We start from the raw sequence: 24,361 nt of genomic DNA, 5'->3' as shown, positions 1-24,361 counted from the left end.
CGCACCGCCTAATTAAGGAGTTCGTTCGACATGCTGCATTTGTCCCGTCTTACCTCGCTGGCCCTGACGATCGCCCTGGTGATCGGCGCGCCTCTGGCGTTTGCCGCTCAACCGGCCCCGGCTGTCGCTCCGGCAGGCACTGCTGCCACCAGCAAGGCGCCGTTGCCGCTGGAAGAGCTGCGCACCTTTGCCGAGGTCATGGACCGGATCAAGGCCGCCTATGTCGAGCCGGTGGACGACAAGACCCTGCTGGAAAACGCGATCAAGGGCATGCTCAGCAACCTCGATCCGCACTCCGCCTACCTCGGCCCTGAAGATTTCACCGAGCTGCAGGAAAGTACCAGCGGTGAGTTCGGCGGCCTGGGCATCGAAGTCGGCGCCGAAGACGGTTTCATCAAGGTTGTGTCGCCGATCGACGACACCCCGGCATCGAAGGCCGGCATCCAGGCCGGCGACTTCATCGTCAAGATCAACGGCGCGCCGACCCGTGGCCAGACCATGACCGAAGCCGTGGACAAGATGCGCGGCAAGATCGGCCAGAAGATCACTCTGACCCTGGTACGCGACGGCGGCACGCCGTTCGACGTGACCCTCGCTCGCGCCGTGATCCAGGTGAAGAGCGTCAAGGCGCAACTGCTGGAATCGGGTTATGGCCTGATCCGCATCACCCAGTTCCAGGTCAAGACCGGCGAAGAGGTCTCCAAGGCCCTGGCCAAGCTGCGCAAGGACAACGGCAAGAAGCTCAACGGCATCATCCTCGACCTGCGCAACAACCCGGGCGGCGTGTTGCAGGCAGCGGTGGAAGTGGTCGACCACTTCATCACCAAAGGCCTGATCGTCTACACCAAGGGCCGGATCGCCAACTCTGAACTGCGCTTCTCCGCCACCGGCAAGGACGAAAGCGAAGCGGTGCCAATGGTCGTGCTGATCAACGGTGGCAGTGCCTCGGCCTCGGAAATCGTCGCCGGCGCCTTGCAGGATCAGAAACGCGCCGTGGTCATGGGCACCACCAGTTTCGGCAAGGGCTCGGTGCAAACCGTGCTGCCGCTGAACAACGACCGCGCGCTGAAGATCACCACTGCGCTGTACTTCACGCCGAACGGCCGCTCGATCCAGGCCCAGGGCATCGTCCCGGACATCGAAGTGCGCCGTGCCAAGATCACCAACGAGGCGGACAACGACTACTTCAAGGAAGCCGACCTGCAAGGTCACCTGGGCAACGGCAACGGCGGCGCGGACAAACCGACCGGCTCCGGCGGCAAGGCCAAGGCGATGCCGCAGGATGACGATTACCAGCTGGCCCAGGCCCTGAGCCTGCTCAAAGGCCTGAGCATCACGTCCGGCCGTTGAGGATGTATTTGCGTTTCGCCTTCGTCCTGCTGTGCTGTCTGGCGGGTGCTGCTCACGCAGAACCTGCCAGACCAACACCTCAAAAAGCCTACCTGACGCTGATCATCGACGACCTGGGGCAGAACCTGCCCCGGGATCGCCGCGTGCTGGCCCTCCCCGGGCCGGTGACCACAGCGATCATGCCCGACACCCCGCACGCCACCGAATTCGCCCGCGAAGCCCATCGTGCCGGCAAGATCGTGATCCTGCACATGCCGATGGATCCGGCCACCGGCCCGTTCGCCTGGCATCCCGAACTGCCTATCGAAGAGCTTGAAAAACGGCTGAATGCCGCTTTCAAAATGGTCCCGTACACCGCCGGCATCAACAACCACATGGGCAGCCGCATGACCGCACAACCAGTGGCGATGGCGTGGTTGATGGGCGAGCTGCAGCGCCGCCACAAGTTCTTCGTCGACAGCCGCACCAGCGCCCAGACCGTCGCTGCGCAACAGGCGCAGAAGATCGATCTGGCGAGCGTTTCGCGGGATGTGTTTCTAGATGATGAGCGCACCGAAGCGGCGATTTTCACTCAGTTGCAGACGGCGATCAGCCTGGCGCGCAAGCAGGGTTCGGCGGTGATGATCGGCCATCCGTACCCACAGACCCTCGCCGTGCTGGAACGCGAACTGCCAAAGTTGAAGGCTCAAGGCATCGAGTGGATCGACATCAAGCAGATGATCAGTGTGCGCAGCAATCGCGCCACGGCGGCCCATGGGAAAGACGGCGTTTACCGGTAACAAGCTGTCACGAAGCTATAGATAGATACCGCAGCCAGCCCCTTCCCTACCCGGATATTGAGACCCGTCGCGGCGACTTCAGGCCGCTTTATTCGGGATCAATCATGAACACCCAAACTTCTCTCAACTCATCTGTTCGGCAGATGGAACCCATAGCGGTTGAAAACCTGCTGATCAATTTCACCACCGAGTTCCACCGGATCTGGGACAACACCGGCTCGAAGTCAAAACCCGGCAGTTTCTGGCGTCCGACACCCGCTCCCGACCTGCTGCCCGGTTATTTTCCGTTGGGCGATCTCGTCGTCGCCGGACGGGACAACATCAACGACAAACAGGTGATGGCGGTCGTACGCGAGGGCGAGGGCGATCCGCAAAACGCCGGAACCGGCAAGGGGCCGGCACTGAGCAAGCCTGATGATTACCAACTGATATGGAGCGATTCAGGCTCGCGCGCCAACGGTGACTGTTCCGTCTGGCGGCCAATCCCTCCCGAAGGTTATGTGGCACTCGGAATGGTCTGTTCCAACGACGGCAGCAAGCCTTCCTTCAATGCCGTCCGTTGTGTGCGAGCGGATCTGGTGGTCGCCTCAAGCGCCAACGCATTGATCTGGAGCGACAAGGGCAGCGGAGCCGACCGCGACTTCAGCACCTGGAGTATCAAGCCTGCGACCGCACCCGCCGGGGAGATATTGTTTGCCCCGGGCACCTTTATCGGTGTCAGGGGCTACAGCAAACCTGAAGCACCCATGACGGCCTATGCCTTGCGGATGCCGATCCCGCTTCAAGTCGAGACACCACCGGCCGCCCCGACACTCACCGGGCTTGATGCCGACGCCGCACTGCCCCCCTCCAAAGTCACACAGGTCGCCCGCCTGCCATGGTTTGCGGTCAGTGATCCGGTGATGAGCAGCCTTGTACAACTGCGTCATTCACCTTTCTATCGGATGGAGCGAACCGACCGCTATTTGCTCGTCGGTCAGGCCACGAACAGCACGGATGCGCACCAGGCATTCAGGTGGAAAGCCCGCCGAGCCCAGTCATTCGAGATGATGCGCGCCTTCACCCGCAACACCGGTATCGATATCGGTAACCAGTGGCCGTCGGCAATGAACACGACTCAACCGGTCATCGCCTGCTCGGCCAGACTGGGCGACAGTTTCTGCAACACGGAGTCGACCCCATATGAGTGGGCGAACGCCTCGGAGGCAGAGGTGATTGCTCTGGTTGCGCAAAAAAGGTTTGCCGCTGTCTATCTGATGCAAAGCGACTATCGATTGCTGCGCGAAGATGGCTCACAAGTGGAAGGTCATCTCAGTTATACCGATATGGACAGCCTGCATCTGGCTGACTACCCGTCCGAGCCGGTTCCCGTGGAGAAGCCGAAGACCGAGCCGGAACATCAGCCGGCAGTTGAACCCCCTGCTCAGCAGCCAACGGTGGAACCTCAGGTCGATCCGCAGCCGTCGGCCGAGTCAGCGGTAGTTACAGATACCGCCCCATGATCTCGTCGACCACGCCGTCCTTGCGCATCTGATCCAGCGCAGTTTGCAACTTGGCAACGGTTGCATCCGGCACGTCCTTGTTCAGCGCCAGATACAGTTCGGCGCTGTTGAAGCGAAGCACGGTTTTCAGCCCGGTCACGCCATCCTGCCGCGCCAGATAACGGCCGGCAGGATCGCCGGTGGCCCACAGGTCGATCTGGCCGCTGACAAGCTTCTTGGCGTTGTCCTGATCGCGCAGCACCACCACCGGCTTCAGCCCCTGCTTGGTCAGAGTCTCGGCAATGGCGTCGCCCTTGTAGGCGCCGATCTTGTACTTGCGCGCATCATTGAGGGTTTCGAGGGTGATCTTGCTGTCGGCCTTGGCCAGCATGACCCAGTCGTCCGGGCCGATCGGGCCGACCCACTTGAAGAGTTTTTCGCGATCCGGCAGGCGCGCCATGACGAACGCACCGTAACCGGGATTCTCCAGCGCCAGCTTGTAGACCCGTTCCCAAGGGAAGCGCAGGGTCAGGCTGTAAGTGATGCCGGCACGCTTGAACATCTCGCGCACGATGTCCGTGGCGATGCCGTTGATGTTTTCATCCTGGGCGAAATTCTTGCCGTTCTTCGCCATGTTGTACGGCGGGAAGTTTTCGGTGAGGAGCACCAGATCGGTGTCGGGACTTTCTTCGGCGTGGCCGGTGTTGATCAACAACACGGAGGCACTGGCGAGGGCGAGAAGCAGGCGTTTGATCATGTCGGGCTACCGAAATCCATGGCGTGCCCAAGAGTGCCTTGGGTACGCCATGCTGTCCACTGGCCTGTATTGTTTTGGGTCTGCGTGAAAACTCGCCGAGCGGCGATCAGGCAAGGCAAAAACAGGCGAGGAAGCGGAGTGTAGGGGACCTACATGAGCATTCCGAGCCTGTTTTTAACGCAGCATGATCGTCGCGCAGGCAGTTTTCGCGCAGAGCCTAACGCATTACGATGCCGCGGTGAGCCATATACGCCTTGGCTTCCTGAACGGTGTATTCGCCGAAGTGGAAAATACTCGCCGCCAGTACGGCGCTAGCACGGCCTTCGAGGATGCCGTCAGCCAGGTGCTGCAGGTTGCCGACGCCACCGGAAGCGATCACCGGAATCCCCAGCGCATCGCTGATGGCGCGGGTCACGCCGAGGTCGAAGCCGTTTTTCATGCCGTCCTGATCCATGCTGGTCAGGAGGATTTCACCAGCACCCAGGCCTTCCATTTTCTTCGCCCACTCGACCGCGTCGAGGCCGGTCGGTTTGCGACCGCCGTGGGTGAAGATCTCCCAGCGCGGGGTTTCGCCCGGGCCGGAGACCTTCTTCGCGTCGATGGCAACAACGATGCATTGCGAACCGAAATGCTGCGCCGCTTCACCGACGAATTCCGGGTTGAACACGGCAGCGGTGTTGATCGACACCTTGTCCGCACCGGCGTTGAGCAGGTTGCGGATGTCCTGCACGGTACGTACGCCACCGCCGACGGTCAGCGGGATGAACACCTGACTGGCCATGCGCTCTACGGTGTGCAGCGTGGTGTCACGGCCATCGACGCTGGCGGTGATGTCGAGAAAGGTAATCTCGTCGGCACCCTGCTCGTCGTAGCGACGGGCGATTTCCACCGGGTCGCCGGCGTCACGGATGTTCTCGAACTTCACACCTTTGACGACCCGGCCGTTGTCCACGTCCAGGCAAGGGATGATGCGTTTGGCCAGCGCCATGGTCAGTCCTCAGCCTTGGTACGAGTCGCAGAAAGCTTGCGCTTCGGCGACGTCGAGAGTGCCTTCGTAGATCGCCCGGCCAGTAATTGCACCGATGATGCCCGGTGCCTTGGCGTCGAGCAGCGACTTGATGTCACCCAGGTTGTGAATGCCGCCGGAAGCGATCACCGGGATCTTTGTCGCAGCAGCGAGCGCAGCGGTGAACGGTACGTTGCAGCCCTGCATCATGCCGTCTTTGGCGATGTCGGTATAAACGATCGAGGACACGCCGTCGGCTTCGAACTGTTTGGCCAGGTCGATGACCTGCACGGTGCTGATTTCAGCCCAGCCATCAGTGGCAACAAAACCGTCTTTGGCATCGAGGCCGACGATGATCTTGCCCGGGAACGCGCGGCAGGCTTCAGCGACGAACGCCGGATCCTTCACCGCTTTGGTGCCGATGATCACGTAGCTCACGCCCGCCTTGACGTAGTGCTCGATGGTTTCCAGCGAACGGATGCCGCCGCCGATCTGGATCGGCAGGGTCGGGTAGCGCTTGGCGATCGCGGTCACCACTTCGCCGTTGACCGGCTGGCCTTCGAAAGCGCCGTTCAGGTCGACCAGATGCAGACGGCGGCAACCGCCCTCCACCCACTTGGCAGCCATGCTCACCGGGTCATCGGAGAACACTGTGGAATCTTCCATGCGGCCCTGGCGCAGACGTACGCAGGCACCGTCTTTAAGATCGATAGCGGGAATAATCAGCATCTGGCAAACCTTCAAATTTGAATGTTCAGCTTGGCTCGGAAATCAGTTTTTCTCGAGCGCCCACAGGTCGCTTTCGATGCTTTCAAACCGCTCCTTGAGGTGGGTCTGCACATCGAAAATCGCCCTGTTGTAATAGTGCGGAGCAATTTCGCGGGTAAACAGCTCAAGAATTTCCGCCGCCTCGAACGAACCCAGGTCCAGTTCGAAACGATCCTCCATGAACCGCTGGATCTTGCGGTTGGCCTCGCTCTCCTGCTCGGGAGTGAGGGTCAGGATCGGCGGCTTGGATTTCTTGACGGCCATTTACCAGCGACCGTCCCACGCCGCGAAGTTCTGCAGCAATTGCAGGCCATGGGTATGGCTCTTCTCCGGGTGGAACTGCACGGCGAAGCGCGAACCTTCGGCCAGCGCCGCGGCGAAGTCGACGCCGTAGTGACCGCTGCCGACGACCTGACGCGGATTACCGGCGGCGATGTAATAGCTGTGCACGAAGTAGAAACGCGCCAGGTCCGGAATGCTGTGCCACAGCGGGTGATCCACCGCCTGCTTCACTTCGTTCCAGCCCATGTGCGGGACTTTCAGGTGTTCGCCGTCTTCATGCAGGTCTTTGCCGAAGAACTTCACCGCGCCCGGGAACAGGCCGATGCAGTCGACGCCGTCGTTCTCTTCGCTGCTGTCGAGCAAGGCTTGCATGCCGACGCAGATGCCGAGGAACGGACGATCCTGGCTGACTTCACGCACCAACGAATCGAAACCGAGGCGACGGATCTCCGCCATGCAATCGCGAATCGCGCCGACGCCGGGGAAAACCACACGGTCAGCTTCGCGGATCACTGCCGCATCGCTGGTGATCAGCACCTTGCCGGCACCGACGTGCTCGAGGGCCTTGGCCACCGAGTGCAGGTTGCCCATGCCGTAATCGATAACTGCAACCGTCTGCATTACAGGACGCCTTTGGTCGAAGGCATCTGGCCGGCCATGCGCTCGTCCAGCTCGACGGCCATGCGCAGCGCGCGGCCGAAAGCCTTGAACACGGTTTCGATCTGGTGGTGGGTGTTGGTGCCGCGCAGGTTGTCGATGTGCAGGCTGACCAGCGCGTGGTTGACGAAGCCCTGAAAGAATTCCTGGAACAGGTCGACGTCGAAGCCGCCAACGGTGGCGCGGGTGTACGGCACGTGCATCTGCAGGCCCGGACGGCCGGAGAAGTCGATCACCACGCGCGACAGCGCTTCATCGAGCGGCACGTAGGCGTGGCCGTAGCGACGGATGCCTTTCTTGTCGCCAATGGCTTGCGCGAAGGCCTGGCCGAGGGTGATACCGACGTCTTCCACCGTATGGTGGTCGTCGATATGCAGATCGCCCTTGCATTCGATATCCAGGTCGATCAACCCGTGACGGGCGATCTGATCCAGCATGTGCTCAAGAAAAGGAACACCGATATTGAATCGGGCCTTTCCGGTGCCATCAAGGTTGATCGAGGCTTTGATCTGGGTTTCCAGAGTGTCGCGCTCGACAGACGCCTTACGTTCGGCCATCACCAGCTCCGCAAAATCATTGGGCGAAAAAGGCAGCCATTATAGGGGCGCGGGGCCGAAACAGAAACACGAGAGGTGATATGACAGACGGATAGAAGCCCCGACTGTCGCGGGTAGACATGTCCATACAAGCCATTACAGGCAGCCTGAAAACAAATGTGGGAGCGGGCTTGCTCGCCAAAGCAGTGGGTCAATCAACAGTGATGTCGACTGACCGGACGCCTTCGCGGGCAAGCCCGCTCCCACAGGTTTCTGCGTTTTAACGGTTACTTAGTGGAACAGAACCGCCGTCTTCTGCAGGGTCACCCACACACCCCACGCCAACGGAATCCCCACCACCAGCCACGCAGCGATCGCCAATGGCTTGCTGCCCGGCGCGGCTTTCCACTCCAGAACGGTGCTGGCGTCAGCACCCTTGTCGTGGCCCAGCGCCTGTTCGGCAGCCAGTTCGGCGTCGGTCATGAAGTACTTGTCCGCCACCGGGCGCACCAGCAGGTTGCACAGGAAACCCAGTACCAGCAGGCCGGCGAGAATGTACAGGGTGATGTCGTAAGCGGCGGCGCGTTCAACGCCAATGCTCAACTGATATTCACGCAGGTAGTTCACCAGCACCGGGCCCAGCACGCCAGCGGCGGCCCAGGCAGTCAGCAGACGACCGTGGATCGCACCGACCATCTGCGTACCGAACAGGTCGGCCAGATACGCCGGAACGGTCGCGAAACCACCGCCGTACATCGACAGGATGATGCAGAACGCCGCCACGAACAGCGCAACGTTGCCCAGGTGACCGAGGTTAGGGATCAGCGCGTACAGCGCAAAACCCAGTGCGAAGAACACGAAGTAAGTGTTCTTGCGGCCCAGGTAGTCCGAGAACGACGCCCAGAAGAAGCGACCGCCGATGTTGAACAGGCTCAGCAGACCGGTGAAACCGGCTGCAATGGCAGCGATGGAGGCCAGTTGACCGGCATCCAGTTGACCGAACGGCAGATCGTTGCCCAGCAGCTTGCCGCCGAACACTTCCTGCAACAACGGCGAAGCCATGCCGAGGATGCCGATACCGGCGGACACGTTCAGGCACAGCACCAGCCACACCAGACGGAATTGCGGGGTCTTCCACGCCACATTCACGTGAACGTGACGGTGAGTGATCATCGCGTTCGACGCTTTTTTCGCCGGAGCAGTCCAGCCTTCAGGCTTCCAGCCGGTTGGCGGTACGCGGTAGGCCAAGGCGCCACCGATCATGAACACGAAGTAGATCGCGGCCATGGCCACGAAGCTCTGCCATACGCCAACACCTGTCGGCGAAGCGAAGTGGCTCATCAGAGCGGTCGCCAGTGGTGCACCGACCATCGCGCCACCGCCGAAGCCCATGATCGCCATGCCGGTCGCCATGCCGCGCTTGTCCGGGAACCACTTGATCAGGGTCGAGACCGGCGAGATGTAGCCCAGGCCCAGACCGATACCACCGATCACGCCGGAACCGATCCACATCAGCCAGATCTGGTGGGTATAGATCCCCAGCGCAGAAATCAGCAGACCGCCGCACCAGCACAGTGCCGATACAACGCCGGCCTTGCGTGGCCCTGCGTGTTCGAGCCAGCCACCCCAGATCGCTGCCGAGCAGCCGAGGAAGATGAAGAACAGGGTGTAGATCCAGCCGAGCATGGAGATCGGCCAATCGCATTGCGACGAGAAGACTTGTGCGATGAAACTCATGTCCGGTGCGCAAGCCACCGGAGCGGTCACGCCCAGCGCCTTGGACAGCGGCAACCAGAACACCGAGAAGCCGTAGGCCATGCCGATGCACAGGTGAATGGCCAGAGCGGCCGGCGGAACCAGCCAGCGGTTGAAACCGGGCTTGGCGATGATGCGTTCCTTGGACAGGAACCCGGGCTGATCGGCTTTGAGGCCGTCCGCCGTGATGGTCGTGCTCATTGTGTATCCCCCAATTATTAGTATGGTTCGCCAGCCACTGCTCACCCCCGGCCTTTATGCACACAGGCATGACCGTTTTTTGCGGGTGAAGCTCCTTGAAAGCGCGACGTTAAGTCGCAGATGGGCGGACGAACGGGCGAAGGTTACCATTTGCACGTGACAGAAAAACCAAACTGATATCACCTTTTTTGAGTCATCTGATCTCCTGACGCCGGGGAACCCCGATGCCGATCGTTGTCGAAGCGCTGTACATCACGGTTCAGCAGGCTGCACGGGACACCACAACAGCGCGGGTTGATGCAGCGCTATACTCCCCGGCTAAATTACGAATTCGACTACTTACAAGGACTCGCCCATGAAAGCGTTCGGCAAAATCCTGGGTCTGGTACTTCTCGGGCTGTTGCTGATCATTGTGGCGGCGGGCTTCGCCCTGACCCACCTGTTTGATCCCAACGACTACAAAGACGAGATCCGCCAGATTGCCCGCGACAAGGCCCACATCGAGCTGACGCTCAATGGCGACATCGGCTGGAGCCTGTTCCCTTGGCTCGGCCTGGAACTGCACGAGGCCAGCGTCGCGACCCTGGCCAAGCCTGCCGAACCGTTTGCCGACCTGCAGATGCTCGGCCTGTCCGTACGCGTGCTGCCGCTGCTGCGCCGCGAAGTACAGATGAGCGATGTGCGCGTCGAAGGCCTGAATCTGCGCCTGAACCGTGACAAGAATGGTCATGGCAACTGGGAAGACATCGGCAAGGTTCCGCCCAAGGCCGGCAGCACACCGGCGCCGACCACCACCGCCGAAACCGCACCCGAGGCCCCTGCGCAAGCGGAAAAACCGGCCCAGCCGATCCGCCTCGACATCGACAGCCTGACCGTCAACAACGCCCGCGTGGAATACAACGACGAGCTGACCGGCAAGCAATTCAGCGCCGAAAGCATCCAGCTGAGCACCGGCGCGGTTCACGATTCGACCAATATTCCGGTCAAAGCCACCGCGTTCCTCGGTACCAACCAGCCAGTGCTGCGGGTGCGCACCGAGCTCAACGGCGAGCTGCGCTTCGAGCGCGCCCTGCAACGCTACAAGTTCGAAGACCTGAAGCTTTCCGGCGAAGTCGCCGGCGATCCGCTGCAAGGCAAGACCGTGACCTTCGCCGCCCAAGGCCAGTTGTTGCTGGACAAGGCCGCCAACGTCGCAGAATGGACCGGCATCAAGCTTTCGGTCAATCAGCTGCGTGCCTTGGGTGAGCTGAAAGCCAACGACCTGGACAAGACGCCACAGATCACCGGCGGTATTTCCATCGCCCAGTTCGACCTGGCGAAATTCGTCGACAGCATCGGCCAGACCCTGCCGGCCATGGCCGAAGGCAGCCTGAGCAAGGTTGAACTGGTCAGCCGTGTCGCCGCGACACCGACCAGCGTTTCGCTGGACAACATCAACCTGAAACTCGACGACAGCAGCTTCAGCGGCCGCATCGCCGTCGAAGATTTCGCCAAGCAATCGCTGCGGGCGATCCTCAAGGCCGACACCTTCAACGTCGACCGCTACCTGCCGCCGAAATCGGAAAAGGCCAACAACGCTACCCAGGTCCGTCAGGCGGAAGTTGCCAGCACCGAAGCCGATGCCATGGCCGGTGCCGGTAGCACCCCGCTGCCGGAAAAACCGAGCAAAAGCGCCTGGAGCACCGAGCGCCTGTTCCCGGTTGAGCGCCTGAGCAAACTCGATGTGAATGCCGACCTGACCTTCGGCCAGTTGACCCTCGACAAACTGCCGATCCAGAACGCCGCACTGAAAGCCACCGGACAGGGCGGCCTGCTGACTCTGGAGAATCTGCGCGGCGAGCTGTACAACGGCGACTTCGAAGCCAAGGGTACGCTGGATGTGCGCCAGACCGCGCCGGTGCTGAACCTGCAAACCCGGATCAACCGGGTGCCGGTGGAGAAAATCCTCGAAAGCCAGGGCAAGAATCCGCCGGTCAAAGGTCTGGTCAATCTCACCAGCACCGTCACCGGCAGCGGCAACAGCCAGCAGGCGCTGATCGAAACCCTCAACGGCAATGCCAGTTTCGTGATCAACAACGGCGTGCTGCTTAACGCCAACCTTGAGCAGCAACTGTGCAAGGGCATCGCCACCCTCAACCGCAAATCCCTGAGCGGCGAGCCGCGCGGCAAGGACACGCCGTTCCAGGAACTCAAGGGCAACCTGACCTTCCGCAACGGCGTAGCCAGCAACCCGGACCTGAAGGTCCGTATCCCCGGCATGAGCGTCAACGGTGACGGCGATATCGACCTCAAGGTGCTGGGCATGGACTATCGCGTCGGCATCATCGTCGAGGGCGACACCAGCGCCATGCCGGACCCGGCCTGCCAGGTCGGCGACAAGTTCGTCGGCATCGAATGGCCGCTGCGCTGCCGTGGCCCGCTGGAGCTGGGCGCCAAGGCCTGCCGCGTGGACAACGAGCGCATGGGCCAGGTCGCGACCAAACTGGCCGGCGACAAGATCAGCGAAAAAATCGACGAGAAACTGGGCGACAAAGTCAGCCCGGAACTGAAAAACGCATTGAAGGGGCTGTTCAAGCGATGAGAGCGGAGCAGTTTTCCACGGCGGTGCTGGAATGGTTCGACCGCCACGGCCGCCATGATTTGCCCTGGCAACAGAACATCAACCCGTATCGGGTGTGGGTGTCCGAGATCATGTTGCAGCAGACCCAAGTCAGCACCGTGCTCAATTACTTCGACCGCTTCATGGCCGCGCTGCCGACGGTCGAAGCCCTGGCCGAAGCGCCGGAGGACGAGGTTCTGCATCTGTGGACCGGCCTGGGTTACTACACCCGCGCGCGCAATCTGCAGAAGACCGCGAAGATCGTCGTCAGCCAGTACGGCGGCGAGTTTCCCCGCGATGTCGAGAAGCTCACGGACTTGCCGGGCATTGGCCTGTCCACCGCCGGCGCGATCGCCAGCATCAGCATGGGCCTGCGGGCGCCGATCCTCGACGGCAACGTCAAACGGGTGCTGGCGCGCTTTACCGCGCAGGAGGGCTACCCCGGCGAGCCGAAGGTCGCCAGACAGCTGTGGGCCAACGCCGAGCGCTTCACGCCGCAGGACCGGGTCAACGCCTACACCCAGGCGATGATGGATCTGGGCGCAACGCTCTGCACCCGCAGTAAACCGAGCTGTCTGCTGTGTCCGCTGGAAAAGGGCTGCGAAGCGCACATGCTCGGCCTGGAGACGCGCTACCCGATCCCCAAACCGCGCAAGGCCATCCCGCAGAAACGCACGCTGATGCCGCTGCTGGCCAACGAGGACGGCGCGATTCTGCTTTATCGCCGCCCGTCCAGCGGATTGTGGGGCGGTTTGTGGAGCCTTCCGGAACTCGATGACCTCGACGACCTGCAACACCTCGCCGCGCAGCACTCGCTGGAACTGGGCGAGCAGCAGGCGCTGCCGAGCCTTGTCCACACCTTCAGCCACTTCCAGCTGTCCATCGAACCCTGGCTGGTTCAGGTACAGGAAGCCGGCGGTCACGTGGCCGAGGCCGACTGGCTCTGGTATAACCTCGCCACCCCGCCGCGCCTGGGCCTCGCCGCCCCGGTCAAGACCTTGCTCGAACGCGCGGCCGCCGTCTTGAATGCAGGAGAGTCGACATGACCCGCACCGTAATGTGCCGCAAGTACAAAGAACAACTCGAAGGCCTGGAGCGCCCACCGTACCCGGGCGCCAAGGGCCAGGACATTTTCGAACACGTCTCGGCCAAGGCCTGGGCTGACTGGCAGAAACACCAGACCCTGCTGATCAACGAAAAACGCCTGAACATGATGAACGCCGAAGACCGCAAGTTTCTTCAGGGCGAAATGGACAAGTACTTCTCCGGCGAGGAATACGCTCAGGCCGAAGGCTACGTTCCGCCTGCAGAGTAAACCCGCGAAATCGGGGGTCGGATCGTAAGCGACGGAATTAATTTAAGAAATTTTAAAAAAGTCGTTGACGTAAATCCGAAAAACCCTTTTAATGCGCCCCGTTGCCCAGATAGCTCAGTCGGTAGAGCAGGGGATTGAAAATCCCCGTGTCGGCGGTTCGATTCCGTCTCTGGGCACCAAATACCGAAAACCCTGAATCGCAAGATTCAGGGTTTTTTTATGCCTGCGATTTGATAACGCCCCGATCCCGCCCTTCTTGCAGGCCGGAATTCGCGATACGTTGCTCAACCCTTAAGGAAGAGGGTCATCCCCGCGATGAACCAGAAAAGAACCCGCGTCCCCCTGCCCCACCCCGCGCTGCCTGTAAAACGCACCAACTGGTTGATGATCGCTCTCGGCCTGGTGCTGATCCTGTGTACCGGCCTAGTCGCTTATGAAACCGTGGACGGGCTGATTCAGGGGCGCATCGGCAACATGGCACGCGGCAAACGCTTCGCCGTGTATTCGCTGACCGCACAACCCGCCAACTTCTGGTTTGCCGTCGCCACGCATTGCCTCCTCGCCCTCTTCCTCTCGGGCGCAGCATGGGTATTGATCTGGCTGGGCCGCACGGCAACGGTCGCGCCATCCCGGCGCGACCGGTAACGCCACTAGCTGTTGTCGTTCCAGTGGAACACCAGATTGCGCGCTGCACCGCCGCCAATGTCCGCCGCATCCCGGCGCGTTTCGCCATTGCGGGTCGCGACGACCGTGTATTTGCCGGGCGGCAACTGCACGTACACCAATGGCCCGGTCTGATTCAGCGTCAGCACAGTCTGGCCGGGGGCTTTCTGAATCATCACGTCGACATCGGCGGTGTACTGGTTTTGCATGCCGACCGCGAACGTCATGTGCAAGTTGTAGCCAGCAGATTGCTGAATGGCTTTCGACTCATCTTCGCCAATCCCGCCGGCCAGATAGCGAACACCGTTTTGCTCTTGCTGCTGAACCTGCACAGCGGAGCTGTCGATCGGCTCCAGACTTGCAGCCTGCACCATGATCGGAAACAGCAGCACCGCCGCAGCGGCGACGGGCAGCACGAATGAAAGAACGCGTTTCATGAGGACGACTCCCGGGCTCTCGCGGAACCCAATCGTTACCTCTTTTAGATTTTGTCTTGCGGGGCGGGTTTTAGAACGATTGGGAGTTGCGGTTGATACGAAAAGGACTACACCCCGTACTCCTCGTTCGCGGACTTCGTCAGCCTGATCTCGCAAAACCCGCCCACTCTTCCTTCAGTGGCATCAGAGGCGGCCGGCATCCCCAGGCCAAGGCAATTGGCATGCTCTTGCTTCTGTTCCCCCCTGAGCCGGAAGACCTGATGAGCCAACTAGAACCTGCTGACACGCAAGATCCAAAAATTGATTCGCTGCTGGGCGACCTGGGCGAACTGATACGCGAGGCGCGGCAGAAAGTGCTGCGAACGGTCGACACGATTCAGGTCCAGACCTGCTGGCAGATAGGGCGACACATTGTCGAGTTCGAGCAACAGGGTGCCCGGCGTGCGGGGTACGGAAAACAGCTTCTGGCTACGCTGGCGAAGGAGCTGACTGCGGACTTTGGGAAAGGCTTCGACGTTACCAATCTTCGAAAAATGCGGCAGTTTTATCAGCTCTTTCCAATTCGAGACGCACTGCGTCTCGAATTGAGCTGGACCCATTACCGCAGGATATTGCAGGTCGAAAGCGAACCCGCCCGGCAGTGGTACATGAACGAAGCCGCTGCACAAAACTGGTCAAGCCGCGCCCTTGATCGCCAGATCAACACGCTCTACTACGAACGCCTGTTGCTGAGCCGAGACAAAACCGACGTCTACGCAGAGGCAGCGACCAACATTGCCGCGATGAAAAGCAATCCCCGGGAATTCATTCGCGACCCAGTCCTGCTGGAATTTCTCGGCCTGCCCTCACCGGGCAAGCTTCAGGAGTCCGAACTGGAGCAAGCCTTGATCGACCAGCTCCAGGGATTTCTCCTCGAACTCGGCAAAGGCTTCGCTTTTGTCGGTCGCCAGCAACGCATCAGCGCTGGCGACGATGATTTCTACATTGACCTGGTGTTCTACAACTACCTGCTCAAATGCTTCGTCATCCTCGATCTGAAGCGCGGCAAGCTCAGCGCTCGGGACGTAGGCCAGATGGACATGTACATCCGCATGTACGACGACCTCAAACGCAGTGAAGGCGACGGGCCAACGGTGGGGATCATTCTCTGTGCACAGCAAAATGAATCGGTGGCGCGCTACACGATCCTCAAGGGCAATGAGCAGCTGTTCGCCAGCAGCTACAAACTGGTGCTGCCGAGTGAAGAGGATTTACGCGCGGAGTTGAACCGTGAACACACGCGGCTGGAAGAGCGCTTGAGCGAACAGACGGCTGATTGACCGCCGACGGATTGTTCACCGAGCTGGCCGGGATTATCGTTGGCAGCTACTCCGCGAAGGTCGAGAGCCATGGGTTTTCAAGAGACGCACGCACTGGAAGATGCCCGGAGCGAAACCACGCTCGCAAGCGATGTTCAGGATGCACCCTTTCAGGAACCCGCCGCCGACAGCTATCTGCTCGGCGGTTTCACCTGGCGTCACGCCTCACCAGACCCACAACGCCCAGTGGTCATCATCAACGCCGCCACGTCCGTGCGCTGCCGCCATTACTCACGCTTCGCGGCGTACCTGTTCGCCAACGGCTTTGACGTGATCATTTACGACTACCGGGGCATTGGTGAATCACGACCGAAGTCGATGAGGCATTTGCAGGCTTCATGGACGGATTGGGGGGCGCTGGATTTCGAGGCGATGCTCAAACGCGCGCAACGGGAATTTCCCGGGCAGCCGATCGATGTGGTCGGGCACAGCTTCGGCGGCTGCGCAGCAGGCCTGGGGGCGTCCGGGAAGATAATCCGACGACTGGTGACGGTCGGCGCGCAATTCGCCTACTGGCGCGATTACGCGCCCGAACACCGCTGGCGGATGTTCGGCAAATGGCATCTGCTGATGCCGCTGGTCACACTGTTCTGTGGCTACTTTCCGGGCAAACGCCTTGGCTGGCTGGAAGATACGCCCGCAGGCGTGGTGCGCGACTGGAGCACGCCTACTGCAAGTTATGAACGACGTCCAAGCGGCAGAACGATGACCGACTTGCCCTTCGCCAACGTCCGGGCCAAAGCCCTGGCAATCAGCATCAGCGACGACCCCTACGGCACGATTCCCGCCATCGAACGCCTGCTCGCTTACTTCCACAACGCGCAAAAGACCCACCTGCGAATCGAGCCGCAGGACATCGGCGAACAGCAAGTCGGACATTTCGCCTTTTTTCGCAGCGCATACCAAGCCACACTATGGCCCATCGCTCTGACCTGGTTGCAGACCGGCGAACTGGCCTCCGACACACCGGGGCGCAAAATCCTACGCAGCCAAGCCCTTTAACGCACCACGGAACACACACCATGGCTTCCGCCAACAAGCAGCAAAAACGCGCCGCCCGGGCCAAGACCAAGGCCAAGCAGAACCGCACCAAACGTGCGGAAGCGCCGGTCGAGCTGGACCCGAACGACGACCGCATCGATTTTGAGTCGGTGGACCTGACCGAACTGTTCAAGAAAATGATCGACGCCGAGAAGATCAGCCAGCAGGCCCTGTGCACCGCATTCCTTGAAGACCCGCTGCTGGAACTGGTGTACGAGCAGGAAGGCGAAGAGGGCGCGATGGATTTCATCCTCGCCGCGCTGATCGAGTATCGCCAGTGGGCCACCGAGACCGACGAGGCTGGTGCCTTGGCGTGGATCGAATCGCCGGACTTCCAGAAAGACTATGTGGCCGCGTCCGACGCAATCGCCGCACAAACCCAACAGAAAAACTGAGTTCCCATGGCATCCCTGAACAAGCAACAGAAACGCGCCAAGCGCGCCAAGGCCAAAGCCAAGCAGATCCGCATGGTCGGTCGCAAACCCCTGGCGCAGGACGATGACCTCGGTCACCTCGCAGAGCCGATCCCGGAATACACCCTGGCGATGTTCAGCAAGATGCGCGACGCCGAAGCCGTCAGCCGCAACGAAATGCTGCTGACGCTGCTCCGCGAACTGGCGTTCATCATCGTTGACCATCCTGAACTGCTGGACATGGAAAACGCCGAGAACGAAGGCATGGCCGCCACTCACCTGGCCGCCGACATGCTGATCGACTACCGCATGTGGGCCGATGGCATGGATCGCGAAACCGCCCAGGCCTGGCTGAGCGAGCCGGAGTTCATCAGAGATTTCGGGATTGCGCTGGACACCTACGGTCAGTCGGTGGAAGCGCAGGAAGAAAAGAGCGAATAAACCTCGCCCGCAAACAAAAACGGCCGCTTGTCATCGCTGACAGCGGCCGTTTTGCATTACGCGATACGGATCAGTTCAACACCACCGCACCACGCTTTTCCGCCTTGCGACGACGCGCCACGAGCATGCCGGTCGCGACAACCACCAGGCTCAGCAGGCCGGTCGCGAGGATTTCCACGCGGTGGGCTTCCTGGAACAGCATGATGGTCAGGGCGGCCACGATGAACACGTTCACCGCGTAGGTCAGGCCCGGGAACAGCCACATGCTGAAGACGATTTTCTCGCCGCGAGCCATGCGTTGTTTACGCATGCGCAGTTGCGAAATCGCGATCACCAGGTACACCAGCAGTGCGATGGCGCCGGAACTGGCCAGCAGGAACTCGAACACCGCAGCCGGCGCCACATAGTTGGCGAAGGTGCACAGGAATGCCGCGCCGGTGGACAGCATCACTGCCCAGTAAGGTGTGCCGCTCTTGTTGGTACGGGTTGCCATGGCCGGCGCATCACCACGCTTGCCGAGGGAGAACAGCATGCGCGAAGAGGTGTACAGCGCCGAGTTCAGGCAGCTGGTCACAGCGACCAGTACCACGATGTCGACGATCATCTTGGCGTTCGGGATGCCCATGCGCTCCAGCACGGTCTGGTACGAACCAAGGCTGGCCAGCGCTGGATCGTTCCACGGCACCAGAGCCACGACGATGAAGATCGATACGAGGTAGAACAGACCGATCCGCCAGATCACCGAGTTGGTGGCCTTGGAAATCTGCTTGCCCGGGTTCTTCGATTCCGCGGCCGCGATGGTCACGATTTCGGTACCCATGAAGGAGAACATGGTGGTCAGGATCGCGCCCAATACAGCGCCCATGCCGTTCGGCAGGAAGCCTTGGGTGTCGAAGATGTGCGAAACGCCGCTGACCTGGCTGTTCGGCAGGAAGCCGAAAATGGCCGCGACGCCGAGAATGATGAAACCGATGATCGCCACGACTTTGAGCAGGGCGAACCAGAATTCGAACTCACCGTAGTTTTTCACGCTGAACAGGTTGGTCACCGTCAGCAGCATGGTGATGATCAGCGCGAAGGCCCATATTTCCACACTCGGGAACCAGGCGTGCAGGATGGTCGCGGCGGCGTTGGCCTCCAGCGGGATCACCAGGACCCAGAACCACCAGTAGAGCCAGCCGATGGTGAAACCGGCCCAGTGACCGATAGCGCGGTCGGCGTAAGTCGAGAAGGAGCCGGTATCCGGCGAGGCAACAGCCATTTCGCCGAGCATGCGCATGACCAGCACAACCAGCGCGCCGGCAGCGGCGTAAGCCAGCAGAACAGCGGGACCGGCGGCGGCGATGGCGTGGCCGGAGCCTACGAACAGACCTGCACCGATCACCCCGGCGATCGACAGCATGGTCACATGACGCGGTTTGAGCCCCTGTTCGAGGCCATTGGAGCTTTGGGTACTGCTCATTGAAACTACCTTTGCGAGGAAAGCGATTGCGTCCGGCCCGTCTGGCGTTCCTTCTCGTAAAAAGAATCCAACGGGGCGTTCCAGATTCTGCACGCAATAATTGCGCCAAAATGTTTCAAACTCTTCTGGCCTGCGGTTTTCAGCGCGTCCGGACAGTCATCGCAAGTCCTTGAGAATAATGGCCTTTCGCCAAAGCGTTACCCTGCGACTCACTTTTCAAACGAACGAGCGCACCAGAATCACACTTAAAAAGTGACGGATGCACAATAAAAGGGCGAATGAGGAACGTTCGGCCGGATAGCGCTTCCAACACCCCGCCAAAGGTGGCAACATCGCGCCTTTTTTTACGCGACACCCACGGGAATCAACGTTCAAACACCCGTTCGGTTGTTGATGGGGCGACAGTCTGCTGCGCCGATGCGACAACCTGCCACACGCCATCCGTTTACCGCTCGTAGCGCTGTTGGCTGCCATTGAAACGCTATGCTAGCTTGGCCGCCTCGCCAGGAAGGCCAACCAACAGCTGGAGCGCAACATATATGAGGAACGCACATGGCTGAGGCCACGCCCGCGCTTGAAATCCGCAACCTGCACAAACGCTACGGACAGCTTGAGGTGCTCAAAGGCATCTCGCTGACCGCCCGCGACGGCGATGTGATCTCGATCCTGGGTTCCTCCGGTTCCGGCAAGTCCACGTTCCTGCGTTGCATCAACCTGTTGGAAAACCCGCATCAGGGCCAGATCCTGGTGGCCGGTGAAGAACTCAAGCTCAAGTCCGCCAAGAATGGCGAACTGGTTGCCGCCGATGGCAAGCAGATCAATCGCCTGCGCTCCGAGATTGGTTTTGTGTTTCAAAACTTTAATCTGTGGCCGCACATGAGCGTGCTCGACAACATCATCGAAGCCCCGCGCCGCGTGCTCGGCCAGAGCAAGGCCGAAGCCATCGAAGTCGCCGAAGCGCTGCTGGCCAAGGTCGGCATCGCCGACAAGCGCCACGCGTATCCGGCACAACTGTCCGGCGGCCAGCAACAGCGCGCGGCGATTGCCCGAACGCTGGCGATGCAGCCCAAGGTAATCCTGTTCGACGAGCCCACCTCCGCCCTTGACCCGGAAATGGTCCAGGAAGTACTTAATGTCATCCGCGCATTGGCCGAAGAAGGCCGCACCATGCTGCTCGTGACCCACGAAATGGGTTTTGCCCGTCAGGTCTCCAGCGAAGTGGTGTTCCTCCACCAGGGCCTGGTAGAAGAGCAAGGATCGCCACAGCAGGTGTTCGAAAACCCGCTTTCGGCGCGCTGCAAACAATTCATGTCCAGCAACCGCTAACGGAGCTACCCGCATGCAGAACTACAAAAAGGTCTTCCTGGCCGCCGCCGTCACCCTCGCGTTCAGCGCCGGTGCCATGGCCGAGACCCTGAGGATGGGCATCGAAGCGGCCTACCCGCCGTTCAACAATAAAGACGCCAGCGGCCAGGTCGTCGGTTTCGACAAAGACGTCGGCGACGCCCTGTGCGCCAAGATGAAAGTCGAATGCAGCGTGGTGACTTCCGACTGGGACGGCATCATCCCGGCCCTGAACGCCAAGAAGTTCGACTTCCTGATTTCCTCGCTGTCGATCACCGACGAGCGCAAGGGCGCGGTGGACTTCACCGACCCGTACTACTCGAACAAGCTGCAATTCATCGCACCGAAAAACGTCGACTTCAAAACCGACAAGGACGCGCTCAAGGGCAAGATCATCGGTACGCAGCGCGCGACCCTGGCTGGCACCTGGCTTGAAGACACTTACGGTAGCGATATCCAGGTCAAACTTTATGACACCCAGGAAAACGCCTACCTGGACCTGACCTCCGGTCGTGTCGATGCGATCCTCGCCGACAAGTACGCCAACTATGACTGGCTGAAAACCGACGCCGGCAAAAACTACGAGTTCAAGGGCGACCCGGTCGTGGAAAGCGACAAGATCGGCATCGCCGTGCGCAAAGGTGACCCGCTGCGCGAGAAGCTGAACGCCGCACTGAAGGAAATCGTCGCCGACGGTACCTACAAGAAGATCAACGACAAGTACTTCCCGTTCAGCATCTACTGATCCTGACGTACGGGACCTGCGCCGTGATGCCACGGTGCAGGCTCCCCGCCTTGCCTGCCGCGATTTGAAAAGAAATCCATGATTATCGACCTCTACGGATTCGGCCCGGCGCTCGCCGCCGGCGCGCTGATGACCGTCAAACTGGCACTTACGGCTCTGTGCCTCGGGCTGGTGCTCGGTCTGCTCGGCGCCTTGGCCAAGACTTCCCCGTACAAGCCGCTGCAATGGCTTGGCGGCACCTATTCGACCCTGGTGCGCGGCGTCCCGGAATTGCTCTGGGTGCTGTTGATCTACTTCGGTACGGTCAACGCCATGCGTGCGCTCGGAGAGTTCTTCGGCAATCCCGAACTGGAACTCAGTGCCTTCGCTGCCGGCGTCATCGCGCTGGGCTTGTGCTTCGGCGCCTACGCCACGGAAGTGTTCCGAGGCGCGATCCTCGCCATTCCCAAAGGCCACCGTGAGGCGGGCGTGGCCCTGGGCCTGTCGAAATGGCGGATCTTCACCAAACTGATCATGCCGCAGATGTGGCGCATCGCCCTGCCCGGTCTGGGTAACCTGTTCATGATCCTGATGAAGGACACCGCGCTGGTGTCGGTCATCGGCCTGGAAGAAATCATGCGTCACGCACAGATCGGCGTGACGGTGTCAAAACAGCCGTTCACCTTCTATATGGTCGCCGCCCTCATGTACCTGTGCCTGACGGTGCTGGCGATGACCGGCATGCACTTCCTGGAAAAACGCGCCGCCCGCGGCTTCGCGAGGAGCGCTCAATGAACTGGGAAGTCATCATCAAGTGGCTGCCGAAACTGGCGCAGGGCGCGACCCTGACCCTGGAACTGGTGGCCATCGCAGTCATCGCCGGTCTGCTGCTGGCAATCCCGCTGGGCATCGCCCGCTCTTCCAAGCTGTGGTACGTGCGCTCGTTGCCCTACGCCTACATCTTCTTTTTCCGTGGCACACCGTTGCTGGTTCAACTGTTCCTGGTCTATTACGGCCTGGCGCAGTTCGACGCGGTACGTAGCAGCGCGCTGTGGCCGTACCTGCGCGATCCGTTCTGGTGCGCGACCGCGACCATGACCCTGCACACCGCCGCCTACATCGCCGAGATCCTGCGCGGCGCGATCCAGGCGATTCCGCCGGGCGAGATCGAAGCGGCGCGGGCGCTGGGCATGTCCCGGCCAAAAGCGCTGTTCTACATCATCCTGCCCCGCGCTGCGCGCATCGGTCTGCCGGCCTACAGCAATGAAGTGATCCTGATGCTCAAGGCCAGCGCCTTGGCCAGTACTGTGACGCTGCTGGAACTGACCGGCATGGCCCGCACAATCATTGCCCGCACTTACCTGCCGGTGGAGATCTTCTTCGCTGCCGGCTTGTTCTACCTGGTGATGGCCTACGTGCTGGTTCGCGGTTTCAAATTGCTGGAACGCTGGCTGCGCGTCGATGCGTGCCAGGGACGCTGATTCTTCTGACGTGCTGACGGGCGAGGCCTTACTCGCCCGCTTCACGGCACTGGATACATTTCTCACAGCACATCAGGCGCTGTGGAAACCCCGCCCGTTCACTCATCAGCAACTTCCCTGGGAAGCGTCCTGCCCGGAGCTGGCCTCGTGGCTGCGTGGGCGGTCGCTGGAAGATGCGGAAGACGCCCACAACCAACCTGCCGAACTCTTGGATGCGCCGGAGCCATTTGCTTCGTTGGCGGCGTTGTCGCTTGAGTTGAGTGCGGTGGGTGAACTGCCTGCGCATTCGCTGGAAGCCGCCGGGCATCGTCTGAATGTCGATGTGCCGGGGCGCAAATGGCAGCAGATCGAAGCCTTCGCCAGCCGCTTGTCGTTTGCCGCGCAACCGAAGCACTGGCTGGATTGGTGTTCGGGCAAAGGGCATTTGGGTCGGCGTCTGCTCGGCGCTGATCAGCAACTCACCTGTCTGGAATATGACCCGGCGCTGGTTGCGAGCGGTCAGGCGTTGAGTCAGCGTCGTCACCTGCATGCGCTGCATGTCGAGCAGGATGTGCTCGCTGTGAACACCGCTTTATTGCTGAACGCCGAACACACGCCTGTCGCCCTGCATGCGTGTGGCGATCTGCATGTGCGGCTGATGCAACTGGCCTCCGCCGCTGGCTGTCGGCAACTGGCGATCGCACCGTGCTGCTACAACCGGATCAGTCGTACTGAGTATCAGGCGTTGTCTTGCGCCGGAACGGGCTCTGCCCTACAGCTGTCGCTGGAAGATCTTTCACTGCCCATGAGCGAAACCGTCACCGCCGGTGCCCGCGTCCGACGTCAGCGTGACACCTCCATGTCCCGCAGGCTTGCCTTTGATCTGCTGCAACGGCAGATCCGTGGCATCGACGAATACCTGCCAACGCCTTCCCTGCCAAGCGCGTGGCTGGAAAAACCGTTTGCCGATTACTGTCGTGATCTGGCGGCGCTTAAAGAGTTATCCACAATCGGCTCGCCAGATTGGGTAGCATTGGAAGCCGCCGGTTGGCAGCGGTTGGCCGAAGTTCGCAACCTGGAACTGCTGCGGGGACTGTTCCGACGCCCGCTGGAGCTTTGGCTGAACCTTGATCGGGCACTTTTCCTCACCGAACAGGGATACGTCGTACGCCTCGGCACCTTCTGCGAAGCGCCGCTCACACCGCGCAATTTCCTGTTGCTGGCCGAACGCGTTTAATCTTTCACAGCCTGTGGATAACTCTGTTGATGGAATTATCGTGGATCCAATATCCACGCCTGTTTCAGGCCATTAACAACACTGGTCATTTTTTGTTCACAGAAATAAAAAACCGGCAAAACAGGGATTTGCGACTCAAATGAGAACCCGTCCACAAAAACCTGCCTAAGCACGCACTCTACAAGCCTGTTGTGCATAAGCCCTCGAATAAAAGGACATAACCGCCGAATCGCGGACGCCGGCAACGGGCAATTGCGCCTGCCAACTGCCCTTGCTATACAAACCTACGCCGTGC

General features: G+C 60.6%; 25 protein-coding genes and 1 tRNA gene. 17 read left to right on the top strand and 9 right to left on the bottom strand.

Annotated elements, in window-relative coordinates; translation table 11 throughout:
* The first annotated feature begins 30 nt into the window (after window positions 1-30).
* The 3 genes from QR290_RS02990 (at window position 31) to QR290_RS02980 (ending at window position 3,631) form a co-directional block, all read left to right on the top strand.
* Window positions 31-1,350: a S41 family peptidase gene (locus QR290_RS02990; protein ID WP_007952532.1), complete on the top strand. Its 1,320-nt coding sequence runs from the start codon at window positions 31-33 to the stop codon at window positions 1,348-1,350.
* Between the two features lie 2 nt (window positions 1,351-1,352).
* Window positions 1,353-2,129, top strand: a complete 777-nt coding sequence (locus QR290_RS02985; RefSeq protein WP_115076223.1) for a divergent polysaccharide deacetylase family protein — start codon at window positions 1,353-1,355, stop codon at window positions 2,127-2,129.
* A gap of 104 nt (window positions 2,130-2,233) precedes the next feature.
* Entirely contained in the window at window positions 2,234-3,631 is a 1,398-nt protein-coding gene (locus tag QR290_RS02980; RefSeq protein ID WP_115076222.1) for a Vps62-related protein, read from the top strand.
* On the opposite strand, the gene QR290_RS02975 is transcribed toward QR290_RS02980, so the two are convergent.
* From QR290_RS02975 to QR290_RS02945, 7 genes are all read right to left on the bottom strand, one after another.
* Entirely contained in the window at window positions 3,612-4,367 is a 756-nt protein-coding gene (locus QR290_RS02975) for a substrate-binding periplasmic protein (protein WP_115076221.1), read from the bottom strand. The genes QR290_RS02980 and QR290_RS02975 overlap by 20 nt on opposite strands.
* A 217-nt stretch (window positions 4,368-4,584) precedes the next feature.
* On the bottom strand, window positions 4,585-5,355 hold the full coding sequence (gene hisF / locus QR290_RS02970) for an imidazole glycerol phosphate synthase subunit HisF (protein WP_115076220.1): 771 nt from the start codon (window positions 5,353-5,355) through the stop codon (window positions 4,585-4,587).
* 9 nt (window positions 5,356-5,364) lie between these two features.
* Complete coding sequence (gene hisA / locus QR290_RS02965; RefSeq protein WP_003220753.1) at window positions 5,365-6,102, bottom strand: 1-(5-phosphoribosyl)-5-[(5-phosphoribosylamino)methylideneamino]imidazole-4-carboxamide isomerase; 738 nt, start codon at window positions 6,100-6,102, stop codon at window positions 5,365-5,367.
* A 42-nt stretch (window positions 6,103-6,144) separates the two neighbouring features.
* A complete protein-coding gene (locus QR290_RS02960; protein WP_011332018.1) occupies window positions 6,145-6,405 on the bottom strand; it encodes a DUF2164 domain-containing protein in 261 nt (86 codons plus the stop codon).
* The gene (gene hisH, locus QR290_RS02955; protein ID WP_115076219.1) at window positions 6,406-7,044 is read right to left on the bottom strand and encodes an imidazole glycerol phosphate synthase subunit HisH; all 639 of its coding nucleotides are present in this window, start codon (window positions 7,042-7,044) and stop codon (window positions 6,406-6,408) included.
* On the bottom strand, window positions 7,044-7,637 hold the full coding sequence (gene hisB, locus QR290_RS02950; RefSeq protein WP_011332017.1) for an imidazoleglycerol-phosphate dehydratase HisB: 594 nt from the start codon (window positions 7,635-7,637) through the stop codon (window positions 7,044-7,046). Before hisB ends, hisH begins: the two co-directional genes overlap by 1 nt.
* A 270-nt stretch (window positions 7,638-7,907) precedes the next feature.
* Entirely contained in the window at window positions 7,908-9,572 is a 1,665-nt protein-coding gene (locus QR290_RS02945) for an OFA family MFS transporter (protein WP_115076218.1), read from the bottom strand.
* Between the two features lie 355 nt (window positions 9,573-9,927).
* On the opposite strand from QR290_RS02945, the gene QR290_RS02940 reads away from it, so the two are divergent.
* The 5 genes from QR290_RS02940 to QR290_RS02920 all read left to right on the top strand — a co-directional run bounded on the left by QR290_RS02940 (window position 9,928) and on the right by QR290_RS02920 (window position 14,131).
* Entirely contained in the window at window positions 9,928-12,153 is a 2,226-nt protein-coding gene (locus QR290_RS02940) for an AsmA family protein (protein ID WP_289204309.1), read from the top strand.
* Window positions 12,150-13,217 (top strand): A/G-specific adenine glycosylase, encoded by a 1,068-nt coding sequence (gene mutY / locus QR290_RS02935; RefSeq protein WP_192563165.1) that lies wholly within the window; start codon window positions 12,150-12,152, stop codon window positions 13,215-13,217. The genes QR290_RS02940 and mutY overlap by 4 nt, the downstream gene beginning before the upstream one ends.
* A complete protein-coding gene (locus tag QR290_RS02930; RefSeq protein WP_007952551.1) occupies window positions 13,214-13,486 on the top strand; it encodes an oxidative damage protection protein in 273 nt (90 codons plus the stop codon). Before mutY ends, QR290_RS02930 begins: the two co-directional genes overlap by 4 nt.
* Window positions 13,487-13,589: 103 nt before the next feature.
* Window positions 13,590-13,665 (top strand) — tRNA-Phe (locus QR290_RS02925).
* Window positions 13,666-13,801: 136 nt separating this feature from the next.
* Complete coding sequence (locus tag QR290_RS02920; RefSeq protein ID WP_115076215.1) at window positions 13,802-14,131, top strand: hypothetical protein; 330 nt, start codon at window positions 13,802-13,804, stop codon at window positions 14,129-14,131.
* Window positions 14,132-14,136: 5 nt separating this feature from the next.
* Here QR290_RS02920 and QR290_RS02915 read toward each other — a convergent pair whose 3' ends face one another.
* Window positions 14,137-14,586 carry a carboxypeptidase regulatory-like domain-containing protein gene (locus QR290_RS02915; protein WP_115076214.1) on the bottom strand — a complete coding sequence of 150 codons (450 nt, stop codon included), beginning with the start codon at window positions 14,584-14,586 and terminating at the stop codon, window positions 14,137-14,139.
* Window positions 14,587-14,846: 260 nt separating this feature from the next.
* Between QR290_RS02915 and QR290_RS02910 the strand changes: the two genes are divergently transcribed.
* The 4 genes from QR290_RS02910 (at window position 14,847) to QR290_RS02895 (ending at window position 17,839) form a co-directional block, all read left to right on the top strand.
* Entirely contained in the window at window positions 14,847-15,905 is a 1,059-nt protein-coding gene (locus QR290_RS02910) for a PDDEXK nuclease domain-containing protein (protein ID WP_115079882.1), read from the top strand.
* A gap of 69 nt (window positions 15,906-15,974) precedes the next feature.
* Window positions 15,975-16,946, top strand: a complete 972-nt coding sequence (locus tag QR290_RS02905; RefSeq protein ID WP_289204308.1) for an alpha/beta hydrolase family protein — start codon at window positions 15,975-15,977, stop codon at window positions 16,944-16,946.
* Between the two features lie 20 nt (window positions 16,947-16,966).
* Window positions 16,967-17,380, top strand: a complete 414-nt coding sequence (locus QR290_RS02900) for a hypothetical protein (protein WP_064592813.1) — start codon at window positions 16,967-16,969, stop codon at window positions 17,378-17,380.
* 6 nt (window positions 17,381-17,386) lie between these two features.
* A complete protein-coding gene (locus QR290_RS02895) occupies window positions 17,387-17,839 on the top strand; it encodes a hypothetical protein (RefSeq protein ID WP_289204307.1) in 453 nt (150 codons plus the stop codon).
* A 70-nt stretch (window positions 17,840-17,909) separates the two neighbouring features.
* Here QR290_RS02895 and gabP read toward each other — a convergent pair whose 3' ends face one another.
* Complete coding sequence (gabP, locus tag QR290_RS02890) at window positions 17,910-19,301, bottom strand: GABA permease (RefSeq protein ID WP_289204306.1); 1,392 nt, start codon at window positions 19,299-19,301, stop codon at window positions 17,910-17,912.
* A 552-nt stretch (window positions 19,302-19,853) separates the two neighbouring features.
* Here gabP and QR290_RS02885 point away from each other — a divergent pair.
* The 5 genes from QR290_RS02885 to QR290_RS02865 all read left to right on the top strand — a co-directional run bounded on the left by QR290_RS02885 (window position 19,854) and on the right by QR290_RS02865 (window position 24,066).
* Window positions 19,854-20,627 (top strand): ABC transporter ATP-binding protein, encoded by a 774-nt coding sequence (locus tag QR290_RS02885; RefSeq protein WP_019651465.1) that lies wholly within the window; start codon window positions 19,854-19,856, stop codon window positions 20,625-20,627.
* A 13-nt stretch (window positions 20,628-20,640) separates the two neighbouring features.
* Window positions 20,641-21,390, top strand: coding sequence for an ABC transporter substrate-binding protein (locus tag QR290_RS02880; protein ID WP_115076211.1), 750 nt, complete (start codon window positions 20,641-20,643; stop codon window positions 21,388-21,390).
* 78 nt (window positions 21,391-21,468) lie between these two features.
* Window positions 21,469-22,164: an ABC transporter permease gene (locus tag QR290_RS02875; protein WP_085712749.1), complete on the top strand. Its 696-nt coding sequence runs from the start codon at window positions 21,469-21,471 to the stop codon at window positions 22,162-22,164.
* The gene (locus tag QR290_RS02870) at window positions 22,161-22,850 is read left to right on the top strand and encodes an ABC transporter permease (RefSeq protein ID WP_085712748.1); all 690 of its coding nucleotides are present in this window, start codon (window positions 22,161-22,163) and stop codon (window positions 22,848-22,850) included. Before QR290_RS02875 ends, QR290_RS02870 begins: the two co-directional genes overlap by 4 nt.
* Complete coding sequence (locus tag QR290_RS02865; RefSeq protein ID WP_289204305.1) at window positions 22,831-24,066, top strand: methyltransferase; 1,236 nt, start codon at window positions 22,831-22,833, stop codon at window positions 24,064-24,066. The genes QR290_RS02870 and QR290_RS02865 overlap by 20 nt, the downstream gene beginning before the upstream one ends.
* Window positions 24,067-24,361 lie beyond the last annotated feature (295 nt).

Source organism: Pseudomonas fluorescens, from assembly GCF_030344995.1.
GTDB lineage: Bacteria > Pseudomonadota > Gammaproteobacteria > Pseudomonadales > Pseudomonadaceae > Aquipseudomonas > Aquipseudomonas fluorescens_BF.
Note: the sequence above shows the minus strand (reverse complement) of the source record. Positions and strands in the feature narration are given on the sequence as shown.